Source organism: Parasphingopyxis lamellibrachiae (genome assembly GCF_003385775.1).
Classification (GTDB): Bacteria; Pseudomonadota; Alphaproteobacteria; order Sphingomonadales; family Sphingomonadaceae; genus Parasphingopyxis; species Parasphingopyxis lamellibrachiae.
This window is the reverse complement of the sequence record NZ_QRDP01000004.1, coordinates 1,894,756-1,917,027: the sequence shown is the minus strand read 5'-3', so window position 1 is coordinate 1,917,027 and position 22,272 is coordinate 1,894,756. Positions and strand designations below refer to the sequence as shown.

Below are 22,272 nucleotides of genomic sequence, written 5' to 3'. Positions count from 1 at the left end.
ACAGATTTATAGCGTCTCGCTGCCTTCGGTTTTCAGTTGCGCGACGATCTCCTTCACCCGCTGGCTCTCGCCGCGCGGCATGACGAGCACCGCATCTTTGGTCGCGACGACGATCAGATCCTCGACGCCGACGGTCGTGACCTTGATGCCGTCCGACCGCACCAGGCTGTTGGCCGTGTCGATCGCTACGATATCGCCGGACAGCGCGTTACCGCTGCTGTCCTGCTCCGAAATCTCGTGCAGCGCGTCCCAGCTGCCGACATCGGACCAGCCCATCGAAACCGGCACGACCGCAACCCGCTCCGCCTTCTCCATCACCGCATAATCGATCGACGTCGCTGGCGCTTTTGCAAAGGCAGCCGCATCGGGCCGGTGGACGGCGCCGTCGCGATGCCCGGCCTCATAGGCCGCGCGCGCCGCTGCCAATATGTCCGGCGCGTGTTTCTCCAGGGCTTCGAGAAAGCGGCCCGCGGTGAACAGGAATATGCCGCCATTCCAGTGATAGCCGCCCTTCTCCAGAAAGCCCTGTGCCGTTTCCCGATCCGGTTTTTCGACGAAGCGGGCGGCGCGGAAGCCATGGCCGTCCAGCGCTTCGCCCTGCCGGATATAGCCATAGCCGGTTTCCGGGCCGGTCGGTGCGATCCCGAAAGTCACGAGCCAGCCTTTGGCGGCCAGCGCCGCAGCCTGCTCCACCGCCGCTTCAAAGGCGGGGACATCGGCAATAACCTGGTCGCTTGGCATGACGAGCATCGCTGTTTCCGGCGGGAGCACGAGCGCGGCCAGCGCAATGGCGGGGGCCGTGTTGCGCGCTTCGGGTTCCAGGATGATGGCGGCATCGCTGCCGGCCAAGAGCTGCAATACATCTTCCTGCGCCGCGCCGCCGACGAGCAGGGGTTCGCCGAAACGCGCGCCGCCGGCCCGGGCAATCGTCTGTTCGAGCATGCTGGTCTCGCCCGTCAGCGCCAGAAACTGTTTGGGGCGCGCGGTACGCGACAATGGCCAGAGGCGCGTGCCGCTGCCGCCGGTGAGGATAACCGGTGTGATGGATGGGGCTGTCATGTCGCCCTTATGACGGGTTCGGTTGCGGTACGAAAGCCGTTAACCGGCCTCCCGATAGTAACGTCGCCAGATGTCCTTGCCGCTGGCGTCATAGAGTTTCATCGTTTCGACCAGCCGGGCGCGCAGAGCGCCGTCGATCATGGCATCGGGCAGAAGCGGATCGAGATTGATGACGCGGATTGCCGCCTGGCCGAGCGATAATGTTTCGCGCGCTGCCCCGGCCAGCGGCAGGGTGTCGAGGCGCGCGGCGCTTGTTTCGAGCGCAGCCAGGGCCTGGGCATAGCGCGCCTGCAAAGCATCCAAGTTCCACAGGGTCCGGAAATTCACTTTGTCCGGGGCGGCATAATCGCCGAGTGCAAAGAGCATCGCCCGGTCATCGAGCCCGATCGCAATCAGCTCGCTGCGCAGGGCTGGCAATGCGATCGCAAGATTGGCCGGCCGAACCCACAAATCGGGTTCGGCTTCGGCAAAGCCATAGAGCCTGAGCGCCTGGGACCGCGCGGCGAGCTGCTTGCGGTCGGTGCGTCCGAGATTGCCTGCCGGCACGGCGAGCCAGCCGCCATCCCAATCCTTGGTTCGCTCGCGCACCGAACGCCAGCCGCGAACCTGATCGCGCAGAGGGCGTGAAGCTGGGCCCGATATATAGAGCCCGCGTCCGGCGCTTTCGAGCAGGCCTTCTCTGGTCAGCCGGGTCGTCGCCATCCGCATCGCGCTGTCCTCGATACCAAAGGCGCTGCCGGCGGCGACAATCTGGGCTGCCGTTATCCGCTGGGTACCGATAGCGTTCATCAGGGAAAGGATCAGGCCGCGGCCCGTCATCTCGCCCGTATCCGGCGCTTCAAATGAAACAAAGTTTGACATAATATGATGAATATCGTTACAAGTAATTGCGACGCGTGGCAAGGAGCCCGCATCTGGAGCCGACAATGTCCAAAAACCCAAGCCTGCCCGAAGTCGTTACCAAGGATGAACTGCGCGCGCTGCTCAAGCTTTCCAACGTCAGGGCGGCGGCGATCCTGCTTGGCAATTTCGCGATACTGGCGGGCGCTTTTGCGGTCGCCATCCTGTGGCCCAATCCGCTGACGATCATCCTCGGCACGGTTGTTATCGCGGGGCGGATTCTCGGCCTTGTCGTGATTGGCCATGATTGTGCGCATCACGCCTTTTTCAGGAGCCGAAGGGCGAATGAAATCGTCGGCCACTGGTTCGCCAATGCCGCGCTCAACGTCTCGCACTATGCTTATCGCGCCTATCATCTCAAACATCACCAATATGCCGGCACGGACAAGGATCCCGATATCGGGCTGGTCCGGAACTATCCGATTCCCCGCGACAGTTTCCGCCGCAAGATGCTGCGCGACCTGACCGGCCGCACCGGCCTGCGTGACACCTGGTACAAGATCAGGAATTTCCGCCTGCCCCGGCACCTTCCCTGGCTGACCTTCCATATCGTGCTGTTCGGCCTGTTGTTCGCGGTCGGCGCGCCCTGGGCCTATGCCATGTGGTGGGCTGCCGAACTGTTCCTCTATCCGGCGATCACGCGGATCAGGAATATCGGCGAACACGGCGTCGCGAGCGACCGGACGAGCCTCGATCCGCGCGAAAACACCCATACGACGCTGGCCAATCCGCTGGAGCGCCTTGTTCTTGCACCCAACTATGTCAATTTTCATTGCGAGCATCATCATTTTCCCGCGGTCCCGCCCTATAATCTGCCCCGGCTGCACAGACTGTTGAGGGAGCGCGGCTATTATGAAGGCTATCGCTCGTTGACTCGGGGCTATCCCGCGATGCTGCGCCGGGCCGTGCGCGACGATCCCGCCATGGTGGCCGCCTGATATGGCGCGGGACGGAAAGGCCGTTGCCGAACAGGATATCAGCCACTGGCTTGGTGGCCGCTCCTTTGCCGAGTGCCGGGCCGAATTCGACGAAGCCGGCTATATCATTTTCGAAAATGTGCTGATGGCTGAAGAAGTCGCGGCGCTGCGCGAGGCGCTTGCGCCATGGCTCGCCGCGAATATCGCCGGCCGGAACGATTTCGAAGGCCTTAAATCCAATCGTGTCTATGCGATGCTCGCCAAATCGCCGGCTTTTGCCGATCTGGTGATCCATCCGCTCGCACTGGCCTTTGCCGAGGCCGATCTCGGGCGGAGTTGCCTGTTGTCCGCCTGTCTCGCGATCAATCTCCAGCCGGGCGAAACCGTCCAGCCCTGGCACTATGACGACAGCCATTTGCGGGTCGACCGGCCACGCGGATCATGGGGCGTGAGCACCTTCTGGGCAATCGATCCGATGACCGAAGACAATGGCGCGACCGAGCTTCTGCCCGGCAGCCATTTATGGGAAGAAAATTCGATCGAGGGGGCGAACATATCGGCCGATTTCGCCAACACGCAGATCCGGGATGTCGACGACGATCCGGCTGCGCGGGAGGATGCGATCAAAGCGGTCATGCCCTCCGGCGCGCTGATGATAACCAAGGGCACGCTCTGGCATCGGGGCGGCGCCAACCGGTCCGATGCGCCGCGCCTGATCGCAACGCCGCAATATTGCCCGGGCTGGGCGCGGCAGCTTGAAAATATGGCGATGACGATGACGCCCGACCAAGCCGCCGCGCTGCCGCCGCGCGCGCGCGAACTGATCGGCTATTCTATCCATCCGCCTTTTATGGGCTATGTCGATGGCATGCATCCGGACCGGCTGCTGGCCGGGCAAGACAGGCCGACGGCGGGCACCGTTTAGCGGCGATCTCTAATCGTATGATTTAAAATGAACATTTTCAGTCCTCGCTTGGCGAAGGCGGCATCGCGCCGTAAAATCCACCGACAGCGCCCCTTGTGTCGGATTTCTTTACGATTTGCGGCTAAGACCGTCTTCACATGAAGCAATAACGGGTCTTTCACGCGTGATCAGACTGTTCAAACATTATGTGCCGAATGCGGTCTTGCTGCTCGGCATCATGGATTTCGTGCTGCTGCTCGTTTCGGCAGAGCTTGGCTGGGTCTACAGGCTCAGCCAGATCGGCAGCATTCCCGAGCCCATGACCGATCGCATACCGCAGCTGCTCGCCTTTGCTCTGGCGCTCGAGGTCGCGATGATCGCGGTAGGCGTTTATGGTGTCGAGGCGCTCAATTCGCTGCGTTTTGCGCTGGCCCGGCTCCTGGTGGCGGTTTCCATCGGCATTATCTGTCTGTCGGCAGTTTTCTTCCTTGTGCCGGACCTGTCTCTCTGGCGGTCCAATCTCTTCTATTCGATGATCATTGCGACCGTGCTCCTGTTCGGGATGCGGATCCTGCTCGGCAAGACGCTGGGCGGCGCGGCCTTCAAGCGCCGCGTTGTGGTGCTCGGTGCCGGCAGCAAGGCAGAGCGGGTCAGGGATCTCTCCCAGGATTCCGGATCGGGTTTTGTCGTGGTTGGCTATATCGCCATGAATGACGGGCATCAGGAAATCCGCGAGTCCATCAACCGCGAGGCGATCTACAACCTTGCCGATCATGTCGTCCTGCTGAATGCGAGCGAGGTCGTGCTCGCGCTTGAGGAACGGCGCAACGCGCTGCCGCTGGACGATCTGCTGCGCATCAAGACGACCGGCGTGCATGTCAACGATCTCTCCACCTTTCTGGAACGGGAAACCGGCCGGGTCGATCTCGACAGCGTCAATCCGAGCTGGCTCATCTTCTCGGACGGCTTTTCGAGTGGCCGCCGCCTGTCGAGCGCGTCGAAAAGGCTGTTCGACATCCTCGCCAGTTCGGCCCTGCTGATACTGACGGCTCCGCTCATCCTGCTCTTCGCCCTGGCGATCAAGCTGGAAAGCCCGGGCCCGGCATTCTTCAGGCAGAAACGCGTTGGCCAATATGGACAGGAGTTCGAGCTCATCAAGCTGCGGTCCATGCGGGAGGATGCGGAGAAGGATGGCGAGGCGATCTGGGCCCAGAAAAACGATCCGCGCGTTACCCGGATCGGCAAGCTGATCCGTAAGATACGGATCGACGAACTGCCCCAGGCCTGGACCGTGCTGAAGGGTGAAATGAGTTTCGTCGGCCCCCGGCCCGAGCGCAAGCAGTTTGTCGACGATCTGGCGACCAAGATGCCCTACTATGCGGAACGGCATATGGTGAAGCCGGGCATCACCGGCTGGGCGCAGGTCAATTATCCCTATGGCGCGAGCCTGGAAGATGCGCGGCACAAGCTGGAATATGATCTCTATTACGCCAAGAATTACACGCCGTTTCTCGATCTGCTGATCCTGTTGCAGACGGTGCGCGTGGTTATCTGGCCGGAAGGCGCACGCTGAGATGGTGGCGCTCGCCGGTACCTGGAGCCACGCGATCGCGGCGGTCCTGTTCGGGCTGCTCGCGCTGTGGCAGTTCACACGCCACGAGCGCCGCGTCTCGATGGCGATCCTCGGCATCGCCTTTCTGCTGACGGCGGTATGGGCCGGGCTCGCGGCGGCAACAGACCCCGGCTCGGTTGCGGCCAGGCTCGGTGAAACAGCCCGCAATCTTGGTTTCCTGACATTCATGTATGTCTTGCTCAGGCGCGGCCTCGGGGACGATCGCCGTCCCTTTGTCGGGCTGGTCTATATCGCGCTCTTCCTGCTGGTCGTGCTTCAGGTCATGATCGATGGCGCGCTGGCGTTGCTGCCGGGAGGCGAAGAACTCAATGCGATAGCCCTGGCCTCGATGCTGATGCTGAACCTGTGTTTCGCGATCGGTGCGCTGCTGCTCGTCCATGCGCTCTATACAGTCGCGGCTCCGGAAACGCGCTGGGGCATCCGCCCGACCATGATCGGGATCACAGCGATGTGGGCCTATGACCTCAATCTCTACACTTTCGCCTGGCTGACCGGGCGTGTGCCGTTCGAGCTGCTGGCCCTACGCGGCGTGCTGATGCTCTGTCTCGTGCCCACTTTTCTCTTCGCCATGCGCCGCAATGTCGAACTCAAGGTGAAGCTCTCCAGAAAGGTCGCCTTCCGCTCGCTCTCCCTGCTGGCGATCGCCGGCTATTTCCTGATCATGTTCCTTGCGACCGAGCTGATCGACATTTTCGCCGGGAGCAGCGCCGCTCTGGTGCAGGTGGCGATCGTCTTCCTGCTGTCGGTCGGCGCCATCACTCTCCTGCCGTCGAAAAGGGTGCGCGCATGGCTGCGCGTCAAGATCGCCAAACACCTGTTCGAGCATCGCTATGATTACCGGGCGGAATGGATCCGATTCAACCATACGCTCGCCCAGCCAGGCAGCGATACCGATCCGCTGGACAAACGGATCATCCAGGCGCTGGCCGATATTACCGAAGCCCAGGGCGGCCTCCTCCTGGTGCGGAGTGGCGATACTGTCCTGCAGCCCGGGGCCCGCTGGAGCTGGGACGATCTTGGCGCGGTCAGCGCGACCGGCGATTCCGTGCTCGGTGACTGGCTGGAAACGAGCGGCCATATTGTCGAGCTCGATCCGCTGCGCTGCGGCGAACACGGCAACCCCGACGAAATTGCCACCCTCGTTCCGGGCTGGATGATCGCCCAGGCCGACGCCTGGGCGCTGGTGCCGCTTATCCACCGGGACAAGCTCGCCGGCGCGGTGCTGCTCCGCCGCCCGCGTATCGACCGGACGCTCGACTGGGAGGATCTCGATCTCCTGCGGATCGCCGGCCGGCAAGCGGCGAGCTATCTCGCCGAGGCCAGCAGCCAGGATGCGCTGGCCGAGGCGCGGCGCTTCGATGAATTCAACCGCCGCTTCGCCTTCATCCTGCACGATATCAAGAATCTGGTGAGCCAGCTCAGCCTGGTGGCGCGCAATGCCGAACGGCATGCCGACAACCCCGAATTTCGCGCCGACATGATCGCGACTTTGCAGGATTCGGTGGGCAAGATGAACGATCTGCTCGCCCGGCTTGCGCCAAAGGAGAGGAGACGCAGCGAAGCGCCCCGCCCAACCGGAGTGCGCAAACTGGCCGAACAGCTGGCCGAACAAAAGGGCGATGCCCATCCCGTCCATATCGCCGCGGGGCCCGAATTCCACGCGATGGTCGATCCGGTGCGGCTTGAAACAGCGCTGACCCATCTTGTGCAAAACGCGATCGACGCCAGCGCGCCCGACACGCCCGTTTGCCTGACGGTCGACGGCGATCGGGAGGCTGTGCGGATAGCGATCGAGGATCGGGGCGTCGGGATGGATGCGGAATTCGTCCGCGAGAAGTTGTTCCGGCCGTTCAGCTCTTCGAAAAGCGGCGGGTTCGGCATTGGCGCCTTCGAAGCCCGGTCGCTTGTCGCCGAGATGGGCGGAACGGTCGATGTCGACAGCCGGGAGGGTGAAGGCACGTGCTTCACCATCAGCCTGCCGGCGGCAGCGAGCGACACCGGTTTGACCAAGAGGAGCGCATAATGGCCGACACGAAACCCGTGCTCCTGATCGTCGAAGACGATGAAGGGCTGCAGCGCCAGCTCCGCTGGGCCTATGAGGATTATGACGTGCAGGTCGCCGGAAACCGCGAGAGCGCGATCGCCCTGCTGCGCCAATATGAGCCGGCGGTCGTTACGCTCGATCTCGGCCTGCCGCCGGACCCCGACGGGACAAGCGAAGGCTTCGCCACGCTGGAGGAAATCCAGGCGCTCAAGCCCGATACCAAGGTGATCATCGCCTCCGGCCATGGCGCGCGGGAAAGCGCCCTGCGCGCAATTTCCGGCGGCGCCTATGATTTTTACCAGAAGCCGGTCGATATCGACGAACTTGGCCTGATCGTTGCGCGGGCATTCCAGCTCCATGCGATCGAGCGCGAAAATGCGCGGCTCGCCATCGCCGCCGGCGATGAACAGACGGTGCTGGGCGGGATGATAACGGCGGCGCCTGAGATGCTGAAGGTCGCCCGCACGATAGAGCGAGTTGCCTCCGCCGATGTCTCGGTCATGCTGCTGGGCGCCAGCGGTACGGGCAAGGAATTGCTCGCCCGCGGCTTGCATGACGAAAGCCCGCGCAAGGACAAGCCCTTCGTGGCGATCAACTGCGCGGCCATCCCCGAAAACCTGCTGGAAGCCGAGCTTTTTGGCTATGAGAAGGGCGCCTTTACCGGGGCGGTGAAGACCACCGAAGGCAAGATCGAACTGGCCGAGGGCGGCACATTGTTTCTCGACGAGGTTGGCGATATTCCACTGCCGCTACAGGTCAAATTGCTGCGCTTCCTGCAGGAACGCGTCGTCGAACGGATCGGTGGGCGCAGGACCATTCCCGTCGATGTCCGCATCGTGTGCGCAACCCATCAGGATCTCGACGCGATGATTGCGGGCAAGAGTTTCCGCGACGATCTCTATTACCGGCTTGCCGAAATTGTCGTGACGATCCCGTCGCTGGCCGAACGACCCGGCGACGCGACCCTTCTCGCCCGCCACTTCCTGCGCAAATATGCAGCCGAGATGCAGTCTCCGGTCACGGGTTTTGCACCGGACGGACTGGACGCCATCGAATCCTGGCCGTGGCCCGGCAATGTCCGGGAACTGGAAAACCGGGTCAAACGGGCGGCGATCATGGCCGATGGCAAGCTGGTGAACGCGGTCGATCTGGATTTCGACGGCGGCGAGGAGGGCGCGCCCCTGAACCTCAAGGCTGCGCGCGAAATCGCCGACCGCAAGGCGATTCGCCTTGCCCTGTCTCGGTCCGAGAACAATATTTCGCAGGCAGCGAAACTCCTCGGGATCAGCCGGCCGACGCTTTACGATCTCCTCAAACAATATGATCTGAGCCCGTGAGCCGGCGGCGCAGAAAAGGCTCACCGCGCACCGTGCGCGCGCCGGTTTCGCGGCGGAAAGCGCTGGCGCTCGTCGTCGGCGCGGCCTTCCTGCTGCTGATCGGCGCGCTGCTGCTGATGCGTGGCAGCGATCCGGCTGGGGCGCTGGTTCGCGCGCAGCAATATGAAGCCAGCGGCAACCTGGCTGCGGCCCGGGTCGAGGCGATGAACGCGGTGGATCATGCGCCAGACGACGAGGCGGCATGGCGGACGCTGGCCCGCACGCAACTGGCCCTGGGCGACGACGGCGGTGCGCGCCGGACGGTCGAACGATCCCGGAACGCGGGCATTCCGACCCGGCAGACCCGGCACCTGATGGCCGAAGCGCTGCTGCTTTCTGGCGATGTGGAAGGGGCGCTCGCCGAAACCGAAAATGTTGGGATCGCGCCTGAGTTCTTTGCCGATGCCGCGCGGGTACGCGGCCGGGCGTTTCAGCAACAGGGCGCGCTGCCTGCCGCTGCCGAGGCCTTCACCATGGCCATCGAACACAATCCCGAAAATGCTGAGCTGTGGATCGACATCGCCCGGTTCCGCCTCTTCACCGGTGAACGGGCCGGCGCGATTGATGCGGTGGACGAAGCGCTGTCGCTCGATCCGGACGATGTCGATGCCCTGCTTCTCAAGGGGCGCATGGTACGCGATCAATACGGGCTGGTGGCGAGTGTTGCCTGGTTCGACCGGGCCATTGCCGCGGATGAGGACAATGTCGACGCGCTGCTCGAACGTGCGGCGACGCTGGGCGATATCGGCCGGATGAGCGATATGCTGGAAACGACACGCCGTGTGCTCGCTCTCGATGCCGGCAATCCGCAGGCGCTGTATCTCCAGGCCGTGCTCGCCGCGCGCGCGCGCAACTATCCGCTGGCGCGGCGACTGGTGCTGTTGACGGATGGCCAGCTCGATGGCCAGCCGGCGATGCTGCTCCTGCAGGCCGGTATCGATTATGCGGAAGCCAATCACGAAGCGGCGATCCGGCGTCTCGGCGAGTTGCTCGCCCTGCAGCCGGCGAACCGTGCGGCCACGCGCCTGCTCGGCGCTGCGAAGTTCCATGCCGGCGATATGCCCGCCGCCATTGCCGCGCTGGCCCCGCTTGCCGACCGGCCCGACGCCGACAGCTATGTGCTGACGCTGATCGGCCGGGCCTGGGAGCGCGACGGCGATTTCGCGCGCGCTGCGCCCTATCTGGAGCGGGCGGCCAGCGCGGGGCGCGGCGCCCCGACCCCGCTCGGCGCACCGCCCGAAGACGGTGCCGTACTGGCCCTGATCGAGCGCGAGGCACGGCAACAGGGCGGCGCCCGGGCCGAGGTCGATCTGATTCGCGCCTATCTTGCGCTTGGCCGGACCGGCGACGCGCTGGCGCGCGCCGAACAGCTCAGGAACCGGAATATTGGCGCGCCCGATGCGCATCTTATCTATGGCGATGCGCTGGGCGCGGTCGGCCGTTACGGCGATGCCGCCGCAGCCTATGCGAGCGCGGCCAATATCCGCTTTTCGGAACGCGCGGCGCTCAGCATGTTCGATGCTTTACAACGTGCTGGCCAGCCCGAGGAAGCGTTGCGTGTGCTGACGCTTTTCCGGCAGCAAAATCCGCGCAACATTGCGACCGGGCTCGTTTCGGCGCAGCTGAACCTGCAGTCCGGCCGCTGGCCTCAGGCTGCAGCTGTCCTCGAGCAACTCAGGCTGCGGCTCGGTGACCGCGATGCCGCGATTCTCGCCAACCTGGCCTGGGCCTATCACGAAATGGGGAGCGACGCGCGCGCCGCCGCTCTGGCCCGCCGCGCCTATCTGCTGCTTCCGATGAATGCGGGGACCAGCGAAATTTATGGATGGATACTCGTCGATAGCGGCATGGACCGGGTCGCCGGGCTCGAGCTGCTGGAAAAAGCCCGGGCCCTGGCGCCTGACGATCCGCAAATCGCCGAAAGACTGGCCGCCGCACGGGCCGCTACGGGGTAGCCAAGGCTGGCAAAGCGGGGCAGTTAGCGGGTAAGGCGCTTGCATGACCGACGATCCGCTCTCCCGCATTGCCGACGCCCTCGATCGCCTAGCGCCGCCGCCTGCCGCTCCCGCCGATCCTCTGGCCGCCCCGGCCTATGTCTGGCGCGGCGATGGGTTGCACGCGGCGCAGCATTTTGCACCGCTGCCGCTGGCTTTGCTCACCGGGATCGGGGCGCAGAAAGAGGCGGTGCTCGAGAATAGCCGCCGGCTCGCATGCGGTGCCGCAGCGCATGATATCCTGCTCTGGGGATCGCGCGGATCGGGCAAGTCGATGCTTGCCAAAAGCGCGGTTGCGGCGCTGCAGGCCGAGGGCGAGACGATCGCTCTGGTCGAAGTCGCCCCGGAACGGCTCGACAGCCTGCCCGACCTGTTTGCGCTGCTTGCGCCTGTGGAGCGGACCTTTGTCCTGTTTATCGACGATATCGGTTTTGACGGCGATGCGGCGGCCGGCCGGGCGCTGCGCTCGCTGCTCGAAGGCGGAGCCGAGGCGCGGCCGGCCAATATGCGGCTCTATGTCACGTCGAACCGTCGTCACATCGTGCCGCGTTCGATGGCCGAGCAGGACGATCCGGTGAATCCGCGCGATGCGCTGGACGACAGCCTGGCCCTGTCCGATCGCTTCGGGCTCAGCCTCGGCTTCCACGCGGCAAGCCAGGTCGATTACCTCGCGATGGTCGACGCCTATGCCGCTCATTTCGATCTCGCGTTCGACGAAAGCGATGCCATCGGCTGGGCCCATCGGCGAGGCGGGCGATCGGGCCGCGTGGCCTGGCAATATATCGTCGAGCTGGCGGGGCGGATGGGCCGCTCGCTAAAGGAAGGCTGACACGCCCGCGCTCTATTGAAAGGAAATTTGCATGACCATAGTCCACGGCACCACCGACCCGAAATTCGCAGCACTGCGCGACGAGTTCGAACGCAATTTCGCCGAGCGCGGCGAGGTCGGCGCGTCGGTCTGCCTGAGCGTGGGCGGCGAGAAGCTGGTCGATCTGTGGGGCGGTGTCGCGAATCCCGAAACCGGCGAGGCATGGCAGGAGAACACTGTCTCGATCGTCTTTTCATGCACCAAGGCGGCGGTCGCGCTGTGCGCACATATCCTGATCGATCGCGGCGCGCTGGAACTGCACCGGCCCGTTGCCGATTACTGGCCCGGCTTTGCGCAGAAGGGCAAGGAGAGCGTTACCGTACAGATGATGCTCAATCATCAAAGCGCGGTACCTGCGCTGCGCGAGCCGGTGAAACCCGGCGGCTTTCTCGACTGGGAATACATGATTTCGCGCATGGAGCAGGAAGAAGCCTGGTGGGAGCCGGGTGTGACGGCCGGCTATCATATGGTCAATTTCGGCTGGACGGTCGGCGAACTTGTGCGCCGCGTCTCGGGCAAGACGCTCGGCCAGTTCTTCCGCGACGAGGTTGCCGGCCCCCTTGGCGCCGATTTCTGGATCGGCATTCCCGAGGGTTTCGACCATCCGGTCGCGCCCATCCAGACCTACCAGCCCAGCGGCCAGGAAACGCCAATTCCGTTCACGGTCAAGCTGCTCACCGAACCGCAATCCCTGCAGGCGCTGAGCTTCCTCAATACGGGCGGATGGGGGCCCAATGACGCGGACGGCCATCGCGCCGAGATCGGCGGCGCCGGCGGCATCTCCAATGCGCGCGGCCAGGTCGCGATGTACACGCCGCTCGCCAAGGGCGGATCGCATGGCGGCGTAACGCTCGTTTCGGCGGACCAGCTCGCGATCATGGAACGCTGTTCGGTCGCGACGGGCATCGATGCGACGCTTTTGAGCCGCACGCGTTTCGCCTCGGGCTTCATGAAATCGATGGACAACCGCGCCTATCCGGGCGGCGAGCAGATGAGTGCGATCATCGGCGAACGCGCCTTCGGCCATGTCGGCGCAGGCGGCTCGATCGGCTTTGCCGACCCCGAATGCAACCTCGCCTTCAGCTATACGATGAACCAGATGGGCCCGGGGATCATGCTGAACGACCGCGGTCAGAGCCTGATCGACCGGGCTTATGAGATCCTCGGTTATCGTTCCAACGCATCGGGAGCGTGGGTACGATAACCGGCTAGCCCGTCTCCAGCGCCTCTGCCATTTCGGCGACTTCCAGCCAGCGTTCTTCATGGGCTTCGCGGGTGGCCCGGGCTTCGTCGATCTCCTCCGTCAGCGCGCGGAAGCGGTCGGGATTTTGCTGGTAGAGATCGGGGTCGGCAAGCGCTTCTTCGGCCCGGGCGATCTGCGCGTCGATCTTGTCGATCTCGCCGGGTAGCCGATCGAGGTCGCGCTGGTCCTTATAGCTGAGCTTGCTGGGTTTTGAGGGAGATGGCGGCGCGGCGGGTGCGGATTTTGCCTTGCCGCGCGGCTTGCTCGTCGCGCGCGCGGGCCTGCGCCGTTTTTCCCAGTCCTCATAGCCGCCAGCGACGATATCGACCTTGCCCGATCCGTCGAGGCCGAGCGTGATGGTGACCGTGCGATCGAGAAAATCGCGGTCATGGCTGACGATCAGGACGGTGCCCTCATAGTCCGCGATCACTTCCTGCAGCAGGTCCAGCGTTTCCATGTCGAGATCGTTGGTCGGTTCGTCGAGCACCAGCAGGTTCGATATCTTCGCGAACTCGCGGGCGAGCAGCAGCCGGGATCGCTCGCCGCCCGAAAAGGTGCCGATCTTTGCCTCGGCAAGCCCCGGATCGAACAGGAATTCCTTCAGATAGGCCTCGATCCGTTTGGGCGTTCCGCGCACATCGATCCAGTCGCTCCCCTCGGTAAGCACGTCGCGGATCGTCTTTTCCGGCTCCATTTTGGATCGTTGCTGGTCGATGACCACGCTGTCGAGCGTCTTGGCGCGCTTGATTCTGCCCTCATCGGGCTCGATCTCGCCGGTCAGCAATTTGAGCAGGGTCGTCTTGCCCGCGCCATTGGCGCCGACAATGCCGATTCGGTCGCCGCGCTGGATGCGCAGCGTGAAATCGTCGATGATTATGCGGTCGTCATAGCGTTTCGTGATCCGGCGCGCGTCGATCACGCTCTTGGTTTTCACCTCGTCGCTCTCAACCGAAAGTTTCGCCACGCCGGTGGGGCCGAGCATCTGCGCGCGCTGCTCACGCAGCTCCCACAATTTTGTCAGCCGGCCCTGGTTGCGCTTGCGGCGCGCCGTCACGCCGCGATGCAGCCAGTGCGTTTCGATCTTGAGCTTGGCGTCCATGCGCTCGGCGGCCCTGGCCTCTTCGGCGTAGATTTTCTCGACCCAGGCGTCATAGCCGCCAAAGCCGATCTCGGCGCGGCGCAGGCTTCCCCGGTCCAGCCACAGCGTTGCTTTGGTCAACCGCCTGAGAAAGGTCCGGTCATGGCTGATAGCGATAAAGGCGCCCTTGAACCGGCCCAGCCAGTCCTCCAGCCAGTCAATCGCCGTAAGATCGAGATGGTTGGTCGGCTCGTCGAGCAGCAGCACGTCCGGGTTCTGGGCCAGCGCGCGGGAAATCGCGGCCCGCCGCCGCTCCCCGCCCGAGGCCGTTTCCGAAACCGTATCGAGATCGATGCCGAGCTGCCCGGCAATGGCTTCAATCTCATGTGGGGCGGGCGCATCCTCGCCGTTCAGCGCCCAGTCGCGCAGCGTTTCATGGCCGGCAAGATCGGGGTCCTGTTCCAGCAGCACGACTTTGGTTCCCGGCTGGATCGTCCGGCGGCCCTCATCCGCCTCGATCTGTTCGGCGATCAGGCGGAACAAGGTCGTCTTGCCCGTTCCGTTGCGGCCGATCAGCGCCAGCCGGTCGCGCGCGCCGATATGCAGGTCCAGCCCGCGGAACAGCCAGCCGGTACCCTGGTTGAGGCCAAGATTTTCGAACGAGAGGATGGGAGCAGCCATGGCGGCCATGTAGGCGCAGCGGCGCGCAACCGCCAGCCCCAAGGCTGGCCGGGCATGCAGCGGGAATTTTTGGCTCTTTTCCGGTTGACGCCCAAATTGGCCCCACTTATTAAGATTGCGAATCACTCGCATTAGCAAGTGAAGTTGCAGGGGACCTTTTGGTGAAATCAGTCTTACGTCTTTCGGCCGCAATCCTTGCGTCCGCCATACCCGCCATGGGCGCACAGGCCGCCACGGCCGCCATTGCCGAACCGGCCATAACGGTCACCGCAACGCGCCTGCCCAGCCTGACCAGCGAAGTCCCGGCAACGGTGACGGTGATCGACGAGGAACAGATTGCCGACGAGCTGGCGACCGATATTCGCGATCTGGTGCGCTTCGAACCCGGCGTCAGCGTGCGCCGTGCGCCATCCCGCTTCGGGGCCGCGCTCGGCTCTACCGGGCGCGACGGCAATGCGGGTTTCAATATTCGCGGCATTGGCGGCAACCGCGTGCTGATTCAGGTTGATGGCGTGCGCGTACCCGACGGATTCAGTTTCGGCGCGCAGGCGGCGGGGCGCGGCGATTATGCCGATATCGGTCTGGTCAAATCGGTCGAGATCCTGCGCGGCCCGGCATCGGCGCTTTACGGTTCGGACGGCCTGTCGGGCGCAGTGAGCTTGGAAACCTCCGATCCTGCGGACATGCTGGGCGGAGACCGGGATTTCACGGCGATGATCCGTGGGACCTTCGACAGCGCGAGCGATGAATTTTCCGAAACCGCGATCATCGCCGGCCGTTCCGGGCGCTGGTCCGCGCTGGCCGCCTATACGCGCCGCGACGGCGAAGAGCTGGACAATGAAGGCTCGGTCGGCGGGACCGGGGCGATGCGCACGCTCCCCAACCCGCAGGATACCCGCTCCGATGCGCTGCTCGGCAAGATCGTCTTCACGCCCGATCCCCGGCACCGCATCCGGCTGACCGGCGAATATCTGGACAGTTTCATCGGCACGGACGTTCTGAGCGGGCAGAGGACATCTCCTTTTACCGGGGCAACGGTCGACAGTCTTGTCACGCGCGACACGGTTGAGCGGATGCGGGTCGGGCTCGACTGGCGCTACGAGGGAGAGGGCGTCATCGACTATGCCCAGGTCGCTCTCTATTGGCAGGATTCCGAAAACCGCCAATTTTCCGACGAAGATCGCACGCCCGCGCCCGATCGCGAGCGGCTCAGTACCTTCGAGAACCGGGTCTGGGGCGGCAATGTGGAGCTGCGCAGCGCCTATGAGACCGGTGCGTTCAGCCACAATCTGGTGGTCGGCGGGGACCTTTCCTTCACCCGTCAACGCGGCCTGCGCGACGGAACGGTGCCGCCGATCGGTGAGAGTTTTCCGACTTCGGCCTTCCCGGAAACCGATTTCACCCAGGGCGGCATTTTCCTTGGCAACCAGATTGCGCTGGGCCCGATCACCCTGTTTCCGGCCCTGCGCTTCGACTTCTACGATCTCGATCCGGCCAGCGATCCATTGCTGCCGACCTTCACCGGCGTGGGGCAGAGCGGCTCGCGGGTTACGCCGCGTATCGGCATTGTCGGCGAGATTGGCGGCGGGGCCAGCCTCTATGCCAATTATGCGCAGGGATTCCGCGCGCCCGAGCCGGGACAGGTCAACCAGTTCTTCGAGAATTTGATCTTCGGCTATACTTCCCTGCCCAATCCGGATCTCAAGCCGGAAACCAGCGAGACGTTCGAGGCGGGCATTCGCTATGACGACGATATCGTTTCGGCCTCGCTGACCGGCTTTGTCGGCCGCTATGACGACTTCATCAGCCAGCAGCTCGTGTCCGGTACTTTTGCGCCGGGCGATCCCGGCGTGTTCCAGTTCGTCAATCTCGACCGGGTCGAGATCGAGGGGGTCGAGGGCAGGGTCGGCGTCGACCTGCCAGGCGGCCTCAGCTTCGATGCGACATTCGCCTATGCCAGCGGCGATGTGATCACCCCGGGCGGCGGCACTGCGCCGCTCTCCACGATCAATCCACTCGAGGTCGTGCTGGGTGCCGGCTACCGCGATCCCCGAGACCGATTCGGCGGGCGGATCTTCATGACGGCTGTCGCCCGCAAATCGGCCGGCGATGCGGCGGGCCTGTGCACGGGGGAGTGTTTCCGGCCGCCGGCATTCACGACCTTCGATGCGACGGCCTTTTACCGGCTGGGCGAGAATTTTACGCTGCGTGCCGGGCTCTTCAACATCACCGATGCGAAATATGCCTGGTGGCGCGATGCGAACGGTCTGCCGGCGAGCGCGCCCGATACCGACGCCTACACCCAGCCCGGCCGCAACTTCCGCGTCTCGCTAACGGCGCGATTCTGACGACGATATGATCAAGACAAGGGGAATGAGAATGACACCAATGAAACTGAAAACGGCGCTGCTGGGCGCGGCGTTGCTCGCAACAATGCCCTTTGCGCCGGCGCTGGCCGATCGTCCGGTCGCCGCCGCGACGACGGCTGAAGATCAGGCGAGTTTCGAGGCGGATCGGGCGATCATCCTCTCCATGGCCGGCAATTACCGGGTCAGCTTCGACATGCAGGAATCGACGAGCTGGCGTTCCGATTATGCGGCAATCGCCCCCAAGATGTCCGGCGGTTTCGAAAATATCCGGGTGATCGAGGATACGGGTCGGACCATTGTGCTGCAGCATATTCTGGTGGTCGGCAATGAAGACAATCCCGTGGTCGTCAAGCATTGGCGGCAGGACTGGGTCTATGAGCCGGAAACCTATCTTGCCTATGAGGGAGAAGGGGTCTGGACGGTGCAGGACGTGCCGGAACGCATGCGCCGTGGACGCTGGTCCCAGACCGTGTGGCAGGTCGACGATTCCCCGCGCTATGGCGGCTGGGGCGAGTGGACCGAGGAAGGCGGGATTCCGCGCTGGCGCTCCAACTGGACCCTGCGGCCGCTGGCCCGGCGCGATGCGGTGCGCGAACCCGTTTATGACCGCTATCTCTCGATAAATCGTCACTCGCCGACGCCGGGCGGCTGGATCCACTGGCAGGACAATATCAAACAGGGCCTTGTCGACGGCGAAACTGTACCCTTCGTCCAGGAATATGTGCTCAACACCTATAGCCGGACCGAGAATTACGATCCCGCGCCGGGTGACAGCTATTGGGCAAATACAGCGCGTTACTGGGCGGCGGTGCGCGCGGCCTGGGCGGAGGTGATCGCAGCGAATGGCGGTATCACGCTGACCGAGGAACCCAATATGGGCAACACGATAGCCAGCACCATCTATACGCTGGCCCAGGATATCGATGCGGGAACCCGCGACGAGGCCGCTGCCATAGCCGAAGCCGAGGCAGCCATCCGCGCCAGCCACGGCGGCACTGAATAGGATTTTCCACGGATTGCGCCGCCCCATGCGACCGGCGGCGCAAGGCTGGCTTCCCCTTCCCAGCTCTCCCAAAGAGCGTGCCCGGGAAACTCGGCCAGCCAACTGGGGCGCTTCGCGGTCGTGGTCCTGCGGAGCGTCCCTTTTTCGTTCGGCGCGCGGCACTGGTCATGCTGCGCGATATCTGCCAGCTTTCGGGAATGGGAAAGACGGCCCTTCTCTACGCGCTGCTTCTGGCCGGCGCCGCCACGCTGCTCGGATGGATCGAATACCATCATCTGGTGCGGACCATCTCGACCGAATTCTATATCCTCGTGATTGCCATGGGATTTGCCGGGCTTGGGCTATGGGTCGGGCACCGGCTGACCGCCCGGTCGCGCGGTCCGTTCGAGATCAACCATGCGGCGATCACTGCGCTTGGTCTAACGGCGCGCGAATGCGAAGTGCTGGAACAGCTTGCCGGTGGGCATTCCAACAAGGAGATCGCCCGCGCCCTCGATATCTCGCCCAATACGGTGAAAACCCATGTCGCGCGGCTTTATGACAAGCTCGAAGTGCAGCGGCGGACCCAGGCTATCGATAAAGCCCGCCGCCTTTCGCTGATCCGCTAGAAAGCGTCATAAAGACGGGCGATTTGGCGAAAATCACCCTTTCGGGCGATAGGATGGAGCGTGCTTGCGGCGTAGATCCGGTGCATCGCGACACAGGAAAGAGGATATCATGACAAAATTTGCTCTGATCTACGGAACATTGTCCGGGCTGGTCGTCATCAGTTCGATGCTGCTGGGCATCGTCTTCGGGGACACGCTCGGCTTTCTCACAAATCAATGGGTCGGGTATCTCATCATGCTCGTCGCCTTCACGCTCATCTTCATGGGCATCAAGCGCTATCGCGATGTCGAGCGGGGCGGCGTGATCGGCTTTGGCCGCGCCTTCCTGCTGGGTCTTTGCATCTCGGTGGTTGCCGGCATCGCCTATGTCCTTGTCTGGGAAGCCTATCTGGCCAGCAGTGGTGACGCCTTCATCAACGGCTATATCGCCTCTTCGATAGACGCGTATCGCGAATCCGGGATGAGCGGCGCGGCTCTGGAGCGCGAGATCGCCACGCTGGAAGACCTGCGGGAAAGCTACGGCAATCCCCTGTTCCGCATGCCGATGACCTTTCTCGAGATATTCCCGGTTGGCCTGATCGTATCGCTGATTTCGGCGGCTATCCTGCGGAAATCGGAAGTGCTTCCGGCTCAGGCCTAGTGGATCAGGGCGTGGCGGCCCGCTCGGCCCGCTGCGCCTCGACCATCGCGGCGACGCTTTCAAGGAGCGCCGGCGCGTCATAGACAATGCCGTCCTTGATCGTCCAACGGACGCCGCCGATGCGTTCCAGCTGGTTGGTTTCGCGATTTAGGCGCAGATGGCCGGTGCCGTACAGTATCTTCAGATTCTCCAGCGGATTTGCCGGCACGATGACGAGATCGGCGAGCATGCCGGGGCGGACGATACCGAAGGGCGGCTCCTCGCCCCGCGGCGCATAGATTTCACGCGCGCCGTTGATGGTCGCCGCCTGGATCACCTCGAGCGGGGTCAGCCCCGCCTCCTGCAGCATCTCCAGCTCGCCGATATAGGCGAAGCCCCAAGTCTGATAGATATAGCCGGGATCCGAGCCCGCCGTCACACGTCCGCCGCGGTCCAGATAATCGCGGGTCAGCCGCATCCACAGATGGTAGAAATTGCGCCAGGCCACTTCATCGCCGGTCGACCAGTCATGATAATAGGAGCCGTGATTGGTCAGGCTCGGCTGGTAGAAATCCCACAGGGAAGGCAGGGTATAGCGATCATGCCATTCGGCTGTCCGCGCGCGCATCACATCGCGTGAGGCGGAATAGATGTTGAAGGTCGGGCTCATCGTGACATCATTTTCAAGCAGCGTATCGAGATAGGCGTCCCATGCCTCGCTGCCCGGCTCAACGCTTTGTTCGGCAAGCCGCGCAATCTCGGAGAAGCGCGATTGCTCGTCGAGATAATTATAGTCGCTGGGATAGCGGACAACCGCGCCCTCGCGCAGCAGCGATTCGAAATGGCCGTAAAAATGCGTGAGCCCCGCAAGCCCCAGTTCCACCGCGCGCCGCGCATTCACCTCGGCCACGCCGCGCTGCCCGAGATGGGCGACCGTGCCCAGACCCTGCGCTTCGGCTTCGTCGAGCGCGGCCTCGAGCACAGCGGGCGGCACCTGGTTAAAGAATTTGACGCCGTCATAGCCTCGGCCCGCAGCCCAGCGGACCCAGGCGCGCGCCTGGGTGGGGTTGTCGACCGCACCGCCAGACCATTCGTCGCCGAACACCGCATAGGCGAAGATGCGCGGGGCGACGATTCCGTTCGCCCGGCTGCGCGCACGGTCGCTGATCGCCATATTGTTGGGGCCCGAATAGATCGGCACGCCGCGCACCGTGGTTACGCCATGGGCGAGCCATAACCGGTAACCATAGGAGGCGTTGGGCGCCTTGCGGGGATCGCCATTATGACCATGCACATCGACAAAGCCGGGCATCACATACATGCCGTCCGCTTCGATCACATGGTCGACCGACCGGGGCGAGCGCGCCCGGGCATCGCCGCGATAGATCGCTTCGATCCGGTTGCCCGCGACGAGGATATCCACCGGCCCTTCGGGCGGCGCGCCGCTGCCGTCGATCAGGGTTGCGCCGCGGATCAGCATGCGGCCGAACGGGCCGATACCTTCGCTGGCCGTCCGGTCCGGCACGCGTTCCATGCGCGGCGCGTCCTGTGCCTGGCTGCCCGCGGGCAGGGCAAGGGCCGCCAGCGCCAGCGCCGCGATGCCGCAAATCGATGAAATCAGCCGTGCCATGAAGCGCCCCCTTTTTGTGTCATCATGCCTTAGCGCGCACCGGGCCGCCTTTCCAAGCGGTGCGGGGGCGATGCGACTGTGTGCGGCATTGTTGCAACAGCTGTTCCTGAACACCGGTGTGCAGCAATATTCACCAGTTGTTCAACGCTGTCATTCTATGCCACCGAATATGGCAATGGGTATCCGTCTTGTTTTTGCGCTCGGAGTCGCGGCAATGTTGGCCGCGCCGGTGTCTGCGCCCGCGCAGCAGCGCAGCGAGCAGGATATGGTCTTCGAGAACCGCCAGCAGGGCCGGGTGATGCCGCTCCGGTCCATCGAACGGCGCGTCGTCACGCAGATGCGCGGCTATGACTATCTGGGCAACCCTATTTATTTTGAGAGCAGTAACACCTATCGCATGACGTTCATGCGGGACGGGCAGGTCATTCGCGTCGAAGTGGATGCCAGGTCGGGCCGCATTAGGAACCGTAGCGACAGGTAAAAACCCTATGCGTGTACTGATTGTCGAAGACGAACCGACGCTGGGCAGGCAGCTCCGCGCGACGCTGGAAGGCGCCGGCTATGCCGTCGATCTGGCCACCGATGGCGAGGACGGGCATTTCCTGGGCTCCACGGAAAGCTACGATGTGATCGTGCTCGATCTCGGTCTGCCCGAGATTGATGGCCTCACCGTGCTGGATCGCTGGCGCAAGGAAGACATCACGATCCCGGTGCTTGTGCTGACGGCGCGGGACAGCTGGTCCGACAAGGTGGCCGGGCTCGATGCCGGGGCCGACGATTATCTCGCCAAGCCGTTCCAGACGGAAGAGCTTATCGCACGCCTGCGCGCCCTGATCCGCCGCGCCTCGGGTAATGCCTCGAGCGAACTTATCGCCGGCGATGTCCGCCTCGACACGCGCTCGGGCAAGGTCACGCTGGATGGCGAACCGGTGAAGCTCACCGCGCAGGAATATAAGCTGCTCAGCTATCTCATGCATCACAAGGGCAAGGTGGTGAGCCGGACTGAGCTGATCGAGCATATTTACGACCAGGATTTCGATCGGGATTCGAACACGATCGAAGTCTTCGTTACGCGGATTCGCAAAAAGCTCGGCGCAGAAGTCATCACGACGATCCGCGGGCTGGGTTACAGCCTCGAAGATCCGAGCGAACGGCGCACGGAGTAAGGAGTATTCGTCAGACTCAACCTGGCGGTTGAGCGCCGCACCAGCCCTCTCCCCCACCCGACCTCCCACTCAGTATATTCTATGGGAGGTCGGGTGGGGGAGAGGGCTGGTGCGGCGACATTGCGCAAGCAGTGTTCTGACGATCGAATTTCCGGGCCGCGATTTGGAGGACTGAAGAGC

18 protein-coding genes are annotated in these 22,272 nt (G+C 63.6%); 14 read left to right on the top strand and 4 right to left on the bottom strand.

Features of this window, described 5'->3' with window-relative positions:
* Positions 1-6: 6 nt before the first annotated feature.
* Positions 7-1,059: a mannose-1-phosphate guanylyltransferase/mannose-6-phosphate isomerase gene (locus tag DFR46_RS09490; RefSeq protein WP_116236229.1), complete on the bottom strand. Its 1,053-nt coding sequence runs from the start codon at positions 1,057-1,059 to the stop codon at positions 7-9.
* 39 nt (positions 1,060-1,098) lie between these two features.
* Positions 1,099-1,878: a hypothetical protein gene (locus DFR46_RS09485; RefSeq protein WP_211306412.1), complete on the bottom strand. Its 780-nt coding sequence runs from the start codon at positions 1,876-1,878 to the stop codon at positions 1,099-1,101.
* Between the two features lie 107 nt (positions 1,879-1,985).
* Between DFR46_RS09485 and DFR46_RS09480 the strand changes: the two genes are divergently transcribed.
* From DFR46_RS09480 to DFR46_RS09445, 8 genes are all read left to right on the top strand, one after another.
* A complete protein-coding gene (locus DFR46_RS09480; protein WP_116236227.1) occupies positions 1,986-2,897 on the top strand; it encodes a fatty acid desaturase family protein in 912 nt (303 codons plus the stop codon).
* A gap of 1 nt (position 2,898) precedes the next feature.
* Entirely contained in the window at positions 2,899-3,801 is a 903-nt protein-coding gene (locus tag DFR46_RS09475; RefSeq protein WP_116236226.1) for a phytanoyl-CoA dioxygenase family protein, read from the top strand.
* A gap of 163 nt (positions 3,802-3,964) precedes the next feature.
* A complete protein-coding gene (locus DFR46_RS09470) occupies positions 3,965-5,353 on the top strand; it encodes a TIGR03013 family XrtA/PEP-CTERM system glycosyltransferase (RefSeq protein WP_116236225.1) in 1,389 nt (462 codons plus the stop codon).
* Position 5,354: 1 nt separating this feature from the next.
* The gene (gene prsK, locus DFR46_RS09465; protein ID WP_116236224.1) at positions 5,355-7,436 is read left to right on the top strand and encodes an XrtA/PEP-CTERM system histidine kinase PrsK; all 2,082 of its coding nucleotides are present in this window, start codon (positions 5,355-5,357) and stop codon (positions 7,434-7,436) included.
* Positions 7,436-8,794, top strand: a complete 1,359-nt coding sequence (gene prsR / locus DFR46_RS09460) for a PEP-CTERM-box response regulator transcription factor (RefSeq protein ID WP_116236223.1) — start codon at positions 7,436-7,438, stop codon at positions 8,792-8,794. The genes prsK and prsR overlap by 1 nt, the downstream gene beginning before the upstream one ends.
* Positions 8,791-10,788, top strand: coding sequence for a tetratricopeptide repeat protein (locus tag DFR46_RS09455; RefSeq protein WP_147297659.1), 1,998 nt, complete (start codon positions 8,791-8,793; stop codon positions 10,786-10,788). Before prsR ends, DFR46_RS09455 begins: the two co-directional genes overlap by 4 nt.
* Positions 10,789-10,831: 43 nt before the next feature.
* On the top strand, positions 10,832-11,656 hold the full coding sequence (locus DFR46_RS09450) for an ATP-binding protein (RefSeq protein WP_116236221.1): 825 nt from the start codon (positions 10,832-10,834) through the stop codon (positions 11,654-11,656).
* 31 nt (positions 11,657-11,687) lie between these two features.
* Positions 11,688-12,899, top strand: coding sequence for a serine hydrolase domain-containing protein (locus DFR46_RS09445; RefSeq protein ID WP_116236220.1), 1,212 nt, complete (start codon positions 11,688-11,690; stop codon positions 12,897-12,899).
* 4 nt (positions 12,900-12,903) lie between these two features.
* Here the strand turns inward: DFR46_RS09445 and DFR46_RS09440 are convergent, their stop codons facing one another.
* Entirely contained in the window at positions 12,904-14,697 is a 1,794-nt protein-coding gene (locus DFR46_RS09440; protein ID WP_116237256.1) for an ABC-F family ATP-binding cassette domain-containing protein, read from the bottom strand.
* Positions 14,698-14,858: 161 nt separating this feature from the next.
* Between DFR46_RS09440 and DFR46_RS09435 the strand changes: the two genes are divergently transcribed.
* The 4 genes from DFR46_RS09435 to DFR46_RS09420 all read left to right on the top strand — a co-directional run bounded on the left by DFR46_RS09435 (position 14,859) and on the right by DFR46_RS09420 (position 19,317).
* A complete protein-coding gene (locus tag DFR46_RS09435) occupies positions 14,859-17,045 on the top strand; it encodes a TonB-dependent hemoglobin/transferrin/lactoferrin family receptor (RefSeq protein ID WP_245953786.1) in 2,187 nt (728 codons plus the stop codon).
* 31 nt (positions 17,046-17,076) lie between these two features.
* Positions 17,077-18,069: a DUF6607 family protein gene (locus tag DFR46_RS09430; protein WP_342769833.1), complete on the top strand. Its 993-nt coding sequence runs from the start codon at positions 17,077-17,079 to the stop codon at positions 18,067-18,069.
* A gap of 77 nt (positions 18,070-18,146) precedes the next feature.
* On the top strand, positions 18,147-18,677 hold the full coding sequence (locus tag DFR46_RS15000; protein ID WP_281270028.1) for a response regulator transcription factor: 531 nt from the start codon (positions 18,147-18,149) through the stop codon (positions 18,675-18,677).
* A 109-nt stretch (positions 18,678-18,786) separates the two neighbouring features.
* Complete coding sequence (locus tag DFR46_RS09420) at positions 18,787-19,317, top strand: DUF4199 domain-containing protein (RefSeq protein ID WP_116236217.1); 531 nt, start codon at positions 18,787-18,789, stop codon at positions 19,315-19,317.
* Between the two features lie 4 nt (positions 19,318-19,321).
* On the opposite strand, the gene DFR46_RS09415 is transcribed toward DFR46_RS09420, so the two are convergent.
* Entirely contained in the window at positions 19,322-20,926 is a 1,605-nt protein-coding gene (locus DFR46_RS09415; RefSeq protein ID WP_116236216.1) for an amidohydrolase family protein, read from the bottom strand.
* Here DFR46_RS09415 and DFR46_RS14940 point away from each other — a divergent pair.
* Together DFR46_RS14940 and DFR46_RS09405 are read left to right on the top strand one after the other, a co-directional pair.
* A complete protein-coding gene (locus DFR46_RS14940) occupies positions 20,925-21,407 on the top strand; it encodes a hypothetical protein (RefSeq protein WP_245953784.1) in 483 nt (160 codons plus the stop codon). The two genes, DFR46_RS09415 and DFR46_RS14940, sit on opposite strands and share 2 nt — an antisense overlap.
* 7 nt (positions 21,408-21,414) lie before the next feature.
* Entirely contained in the window at positions 21,415-22,092 is a 678-nt protein-coding gene (locus tag DFR46_RS09405) for a response regulator (protein ID WP_116236214.1), read from the top strand.
* Positions 22,093-22,272: the final 180 nt, after the last annotated feature.

Bases quoted from the DNA above. Each gene is read 5' to 3' on its own strand.
- DFR46_RS09490 (WP_116236229.1), bottom strand. From the start codon at position 1,059: ATGACAGCCCCATCCATCACACCGGTTATCCTCACCGGCGGCAGCGGC.
- DFR46_RS09485 (WP_211306412.1), bottom strand. From the start codon at position 1,878: ATGACGGGCCGCGGCCTGATCCTTTCCCTGATGAACGCTATCGGTACC.
- DFR46_RS09480 (WP_116236227.1), top strand. From the start codon at position 1,986: ATGTCCAAAAACCCAAGCCTGCCCGAAGTCGTTACCAAGGATGAACTG.
- DFR46_RS09475 (WP_116236226.1), top strand. From the start codon at position 2,899: ATGGCGCGGGACGGAAAGGCCGTTGCCGAACAGGATATCAGCCACTGG.
- prsK (WP_116236224.1), top strand. From the start codon at position 5,355: ATGGTGGCGCTCGCCGGTACCTGGAGCCACGCGATCGCGGCGGTCCTG.
- prsR (WP_116236223.1), top strand. From the start codon at position 7,436: ATGGCCGACACGAAACCCGTGCTCCTGATCGTCGAAGACGATGAAGGG.
- DFR46_RS09450 (WP_116236221.1), top strand. From the start codon at position 10,832: ATGACCGACGATCCGCTCTCCCGCATTGCCGACGCCCTCGATCGCCTA.
- DFR46_RS09445 (WP_116236220.1), top strand. From the start codon at position 11,688: ATGACCATAGTCCACGGCACCACCGACCCGAAATTCGCAGCACTGCGC.
- DFR46_RS09440 (WP_116237256.1), bottom strand. From the start codon at position 14,697: ATGGCTGCTCCCATCCTCTCGTTCGAAAATCTTGGCCTCAACCAGGGT.
- DFR46_RS09430 (WP_342769833.1), top strand. From the start codon at position 17,077: ATGACACCAATGAAACTGAAAACGGCGCTGCTGGGCGCGGCGTTGCTC.
- DFR46_RS09420 (WP_116236217.1), top strand. From the start codon at position 18,787: ATGACAAAATTTGCTCTGATCTACGGAACATTGTCCGGGCTGGTCGTC.
- DFR46_RS14940 (WP_245953784.1), top strand. From the start codon at position 20,925: ATGAAGCGCCCCCTTTTTGTGTCATCATGCCTTAGCGCGCACCGGGCC.
- DFR46_RS09415 (WP_116236216.1), bottom strand. From the start codon at position 20,926: ATGGCACGGCTGATTTCATCGATTTGCGGCATCGCGGCGCTGGCGCTG.
- DFR46_RS09405 (WP_116236214.1), top strand. From the start codon at position 21,415: ATGCGTGTACTGATTGTCGAAGACGAACCGACGCTGGGCAGGCAGCTC.